Source organism: Actinosynnema sp. NPDC059797 (assembly GCF_042732085.1).
In the GTDB taxonomy this organism is placed as follows: domain Bacteria; phylum Actinomycetota; class Actinomycetes; order Mycobacteriales; family Pseudonocardiaceae; genus Actinosynnema.
On sequence record NZ_JBHWIE010000437.1, the window covers coordinates 1 to 5,402 of the forward strand.

Sequence of the window (5,402 nt, forward strand, 5' to 3'; positions counted from 1 at the left end):
CCGCAGGCGCGCCACCGCGCCGCCTCCCACGAACGAGTTCTTCTCGCCCGCGGGCGAGGGCGCCGGCACCCGGACGCCCCGACCGCACCCGGAGGACACCGGTCGCCGCCGCCGCGCCGAGGAGCGCCCCGGCGACTTCTCCGAGGCCCCGCGCCCGGCGAACGGGTACGCGGGCGGACCGGATCCCCGGCGTGACGCGGGGCCCGGTGACGTCGACGGCGAGGCGAGCAGGCGGTTCCCGGCTCCCGGGCGCACCGCGGAGAGCACCGGCCGGCGCGCCCGACCCGAGGTCCCCGGCCCCGACGCCGCCGGCAGGCGGTTCGCCGACGAGCCCCCGGGTCCCGGCAGGCGCGCGGCCGACGAACCGGCGGGTCCGGGCAGGCGGTTCGCCGACGACCACCCCGGTGCCGGAGCGGGCAAGCGCTTCCCGGACGGTGCGGCGGACGGCCCGCAGGGCAGGCGGTTCGCGGACGACCCCGCGGTGGGTGGCCCTGTGGCGGGCGGACCCGTGGCGGGCGGACCCGTGTCAGGTGGCCCCGGTCGGCGTGCCGCGGACGGAGGTCTCGGCAGGCGGGCGGCCAACGAGCCGGCGGGTCCTGGTCGGCGGATGGCCGACGAGCCGCCGGCTTCCGGTCGGCGCGCCGCCGAAGAGCCCTTGGGTTCCGGCAGGCGCGCGGCCGAGGAGCCGCCAGGTCCCGGCAGGCGGATGGTTGACGAGCCGGCGGGTCCCGGCAGGCGCGCGGCCGACGAGCCGCTGGGCCCCGGCAGACGCGCGGCCGATGAACTGGCGGGACCCGGCAGGCGCGCGGCCGACGAACCACCGGGTTCGGGCAGGCGCGCCGAGGAGCAGGCAGGTCCCGGCAGGCGGCCCGCGGATGCACCGCGCCGCCCCGTGGACGGCGGTCCGCGGCAACCGGTGGACCCGCGCCCGCGGCCCGACCACCTCGACGGCGCGCCGGGACCCCACCCCGCCGAGGGGACCGGTCGGCGGCTCGCCGACGGTCCGCGTCCCGGTGAGCACACCGGCAGGCGCCCGCGCCCGCCCGCCCCGGGCGAGGTCGGCGGACCGCGCCCAGGTCCCGAGGGCACCGGTCGGCGGCCCCACCCGGGCGCGCCCCGCCCCGACGCCCCCCCTCACCCCGGCGAGGTCGTGCCACCCGGCGCGATCGGCCGCCGGCTCGCCGACGGACCCCACCCGGACGACCTCGGCGGACCGCGTCCCGGTCCCGAGGGCACCGGTCGCCGGCCCCGTCCCGACGTGCCGGGACGTCCCGACGTGCCGGGACGTCCCGGTGAGGACCCGAGCGGCCACCGGCTCCCCGACGGCAGCGGTCCGCGCCCGCGTCCCGAGAACTTGGAAGGTCCGCGCCGCCTGGCCGACGGACCCGCGCCCGACGGCACCGGTCGTCGGCCGCGTCCCGAAGTACCGCGCCCCGAAGTACCGCGCCCCGACGTGCCGGGCAGACCCGGTGAGGACGTGCCCGGGGTCGGTCGTCGCCTGCCCGACGGCAGCGGTCCGCGCCCGCGCCCCGCGGTCGACGGACCCGGACCGGAGGGCACCGGCCGTCGCCCGGTGGACGGCGGTCCGCGTCGCCTGGCGGACGGCCCCGCGCCCGACGCCACCGGTCGACGTCCCGCGCCCGGCAGGCCCGGGGACGACCCGCACCGCGCGGCCGCCGAGGACGGGCCGCGGCTCCCCGACGGCAGCGGCCCCCGTCCGCGGCCGCCGGTCGACGCCACGGGTCGACGTCCCGCGGGTGGTCCGCCCGAAGCGCCCCACCCCCGGCCCGAGGACGCCCGGGGACCCCGTCGCCTGGCGGAGGGCAGCGGTCCGCGCCCCGTCGTCGACGTGCCCGGCCGTCGGTTCGCCGAGGACCCCGCCGAAGCGCCCGAGCAGGGCGCCGGTGGCCCGATCGCCGACCGCCCCGGCAGCGGCGGCGGTCCCGCTCCGCGCGAGCAGATCGACCCGATGAGCCTCACCACGGAGATGGAGGCCATCAGCGACGACGTCAAGAAGCGCCGCGAGGTCGACCACACCCTGGCCCGCTTCTCCGCCGTCCACGACGAGCTCGCCGAGCAGGAGCGGCAGCGCAAGGAGCGCCGCCAGAAGCTCATGCCGTGGAAGGCCGAACACGACGAGGACGCCACCGAGTACGCCTCGCCGGTCGCCGGCCCGGACGACGACGATGACGACCGGCCGCGCCGCCGCGGGCGCACGGCCAAGCACAGCAAGATCGTCAAGACGGTCAAGGCGGTCGCGCTGACCGCCGCCGTGCTGGTGTTCGTGTCGACCGGTGTCGGGTGGGGCGCGATGCTCTACATCGACAGCAAGTTCGTCGACGTCGACGCGCTCGGCTCGAACTCGGCCGCCGTGCACGAGGCCGAGAAGCAGCTCGGCGACGAGAACTTCCTCATCGTCGGCTCGGATACCCGCGCGGGCGCCCGGCCGGAGGACGGCGTCGGCGACACGGGTGCGGCGCCGGGCGCGCGGTCCGACGTGCTGATGCTCGCCCACATCCCGGCCGACCGGAAGCGCATGGTCGTCGTGTCCGTGCCGCGCGACCTCCAGGTCGAGCGGCCCGAGTGCCGGCGGTGGGACGCCAACAGCGGCCAGTACACCGACGAGAACCTGGCGCGCGAGACCACGAAGGCCAATGAGCCTTACGCGGTGGGCGGGCCGCAGTGCGTGGCGAAGTTCATGACCGAGCTGACCGGCCTGGAGATCAACCACTTCATCAGCATCGACTTCAACGGCTTCAAGGGCATGGTCGACGCGGTCGGCACGGTGACGGTGTGCGTGCCGAAGCCGATGGTCGACGAGGAACTGGGCACCATCTTCGACAAGGCGGGCAAGTACGACATCAACGGCGGCAAGGCGCTGGACTACGTGCGCGCCCGCAAGGTGTCCGGCGAGGCGTTCGGCGACTACGACCGCGTCACGCGCCAGCAGCAGTTCCTGTCGGCGTTGCTGCGCAAGGCTTTGTCGACGGACATCCTGCTGAGCCCGAGCAAGCTCAACGGCTTCCTCAACGCGTTCGCGTCGGCCACCGTCGGCGACAACATCGGCGTGAACGACATGCTCACGCTCGCCCAGTCGTTGCGCAGCCTCGAAGCGGGCCGCGTCAGCTTCGTCACCGTCCCGCACGAGACGCTGGAGGGCGAGACGACGTCGAACGACGACAACATCGAGGTCCTCAAGCTCGACGAGACCAAGGCGCTGTTCCAGGCGATCATCGACGGCACGCCGCTGCCCAAGGAGAAGGCCGACGGCGACGCGGCCGCGAACCAGGCGCAGCAGCAGGCTTCGTCGCCGCCCGCCGGACCGCGCCAGGGCAAGGTGGTCGACCCGAAGGGCCTGAAGATCCAGGTGCGCAACGGCGACGAGAACGCGCCCGGCGCGGCCCGCCTGGCGAGCGACGAGCTGGAGGCACTGGGCTACGAGGTCGTGATCAGCGGCAACGGCCAGGCCACCGACAAGACGATCATCAAGTACAGCGTGGGCGGCGAGGACGTCGCGGCGACGCTGAGGGCGTCGGTGCCCGGTGCGACGCTGGTGGTCGACCCGTCGATGGGCGGCGCGGTGGAGCTGCTGATCGGTCCCGGCTGGGACGGCGTCATCCAGGCGCCGGGTGGCGCCGCGACCGGCGAGCCGGGCAAGGTCACACCGCCCCGGGACCTGTCCGTGGTGAACGCCGCCGCCGACCCGTGCGCGGGGTAGTCGACTGGACGTCCCGGGTTCACCACCGGTTCACCGGGGTGGGTCGCTACCGCGATGACCCGCACGTAGGCTGACGGCCATGCGCGAGGCTTACCACGACCAGCTCGGACAACTCGCCGGCCAGCTCGCGGACATGTGCGCGATGGCGGGCGAGGCGATGGAGCACGCCACCCGGGCACTGCTCCGGGCGGACCTCGCCCTCGCCGAGCAGGTGATCGGCGACGACACCAAGATCGACGACCTGCGCGCGGGCATCGAGGAGCAGGCTTACGCGCTGCTGGCGCTGCAGGCGCCGGTCGCGACGGACCTGCGCATCGTGCTCGCGGTGATCCACGCCGCGGAGAGCGTCGAGCGGATGGGCGACCTCGCGCTGCACGTGGCCAAGGCCGCGCGCCGCAGGCACCCGAACCACGTGCTCGCCGACACCGTGGAGCCGTACTTCGCCGAGATGGGCCGCATCGCGGTGGAGCTGGCGCGGGAGGCGACCGACATCATCCGCACGCAGGACGTGGCGCGGGCGAGGTCGCTGGAGGACGCCGACGACGCGATGGACGACCTGCACCGCCACCTGTTCACGGTGATCATGGACAAGGAGTGGGCGCACGGCGTGCCCTCGGCGGTGGACACCACCCTGCTCGGCCGGTTCTACGAGCGGTTCGCCGACCACGCCGTGTCGGTGGCCAAGCGGACGGTCTTCGTGGTCACCGGCCGGATGCCCGGCTACGGCGGCAGCTCCGACGAGGCCTAGTTGAGCAGGCCGTTCAGCTCCTGGGCGAGCTGGGCGGCGATGCGCGCGTTGTCGGCGGGGGCGTGGGTGAGCCACTTCTGGCCGTCCTGCCCCTGCCGCGTCTGCGACATGTAGCGACCCTGGTCGTTGTCGAACCAGGCGACCTGCGGGGCGCGCTGCTCCCGGCCGTGCCTGCCGCGCACCGTGACGCCGAACTGGCCGGCGCGCAGCCGGGGCCGTTCGAACACCGCCTCCAGGGCGCGGACCTGCGTGCCCGCGGTGGAGCGCGGCGCCATGGCGCGGGTGAAGGTGGCGTTGCCGAAGTCCTCGTCGCGGGTCGGGCGCGGCGGCGGCGCGGCCGACGGCATCGGCACGGTGACCGACTGGCCGGGACCCGGGCGGCTGTTCGGGACGAGGTCCACGAACGCGCGCACGAGGGCCGGCGAGCGGATCAGGTCCACCTTGATCTGCCGGTCGTCCATCACCGCGATGGCGGCGCGCTCACCGACCGCGCCGCCCCGGGCCAGCAGCTGGCGTTCGACGTTGCGGGCGTCCAGCGAGGCGACCGCGTTGAGGCAGAAGTCGAACCGCACGATCAGGTTGAGCCCCTCCTCGACCTCGGGCGCGACCCGGCCGCGGTGGACCAGGCCGCGGGACTCCAGGTCGCGGTAGACGGCTTTGCGGATGCCGTCGCGCTCGTCCGTGGTGCGCCCGAGGTAGGGGAAGTCGAACGGGTAGGGGCGGCTGCCGAGCTTCAGGTCCTCCCACAGCATGTCGGCCGCCGCGTGGGACAGGGTGAACGAGAACACGCTCACCCGCCGATGACCGGCGGGGCGACCATGGTGCCGTCGCCGAAGACGTCCTCGGTCTCCACGAGGTACGAGGCGGCCTTGTGCTCCTTGTCCTCCTCGCCGCGGCCGCCGCCGGCGCCCGCGCCCATGCCGGCCATGCCGGCAG

General features: G+C 75.3%; 3 protein-coding genes. 2 read left to right on the top strand and 1 reads right to left on the bottom strand.

Annotated features, from left to right (window positions below; all coding sequences use genetic code 11):
• Both ACFV4N_RS39230 and phoU read left to right on the top strand, forming a co-directional pair.
• On the top strand, positions 1 to 3,718 hold a 3,718-nt coding region (locus ACFV4N_RS39230), incomplete at its 5' end, for an LCP family protein (protein ID WP_499677754.1).
• 79 nt (positions 3,719 to 3,797) lie between these two features.
• The gene (gene phoU / locus ACFV4N_RS39235) at positions 3,798 to 4,466 is read left to right on the top strand and encodes a phosphate signaling complex protein PhoU (protein WP_499677755.1); all 669 of its coding nucleotides are present in this window, start codon (positions 3,798 to 3,800) and stop codon (positions 4,464 to 4,466) included.
• Here the strand turns inward: phoU and ACFV4N_RS39240 are convergent.
• Positions 4,463 to 5,260, bottom strand: a complete 798-nt coding sequence (locus tag ACFV4N_RS39240) for an ESX secretion-associated protein EspG (RefSeq protein ID WP_499677756.1) — start codon at positions 5,258 to 5,260, stop codon at positions 4,463 to 4,465. The genes phoU and ACFV4N_RS39240 overlap by 4 nt on opposite strands.
• Positions 5,261 to 5,402: the final 142 nt, after the last annotated feature.

Bases quoted from the DNA above. Each gene is read 5' to 3' on its own strand.
- phoU (WP_499677755.1), top strand. From the start codon at position 3,798: ATGCGCGAGGCTTACCACGACCAGCTCGGACAACTCGCCGGCCAGCTC.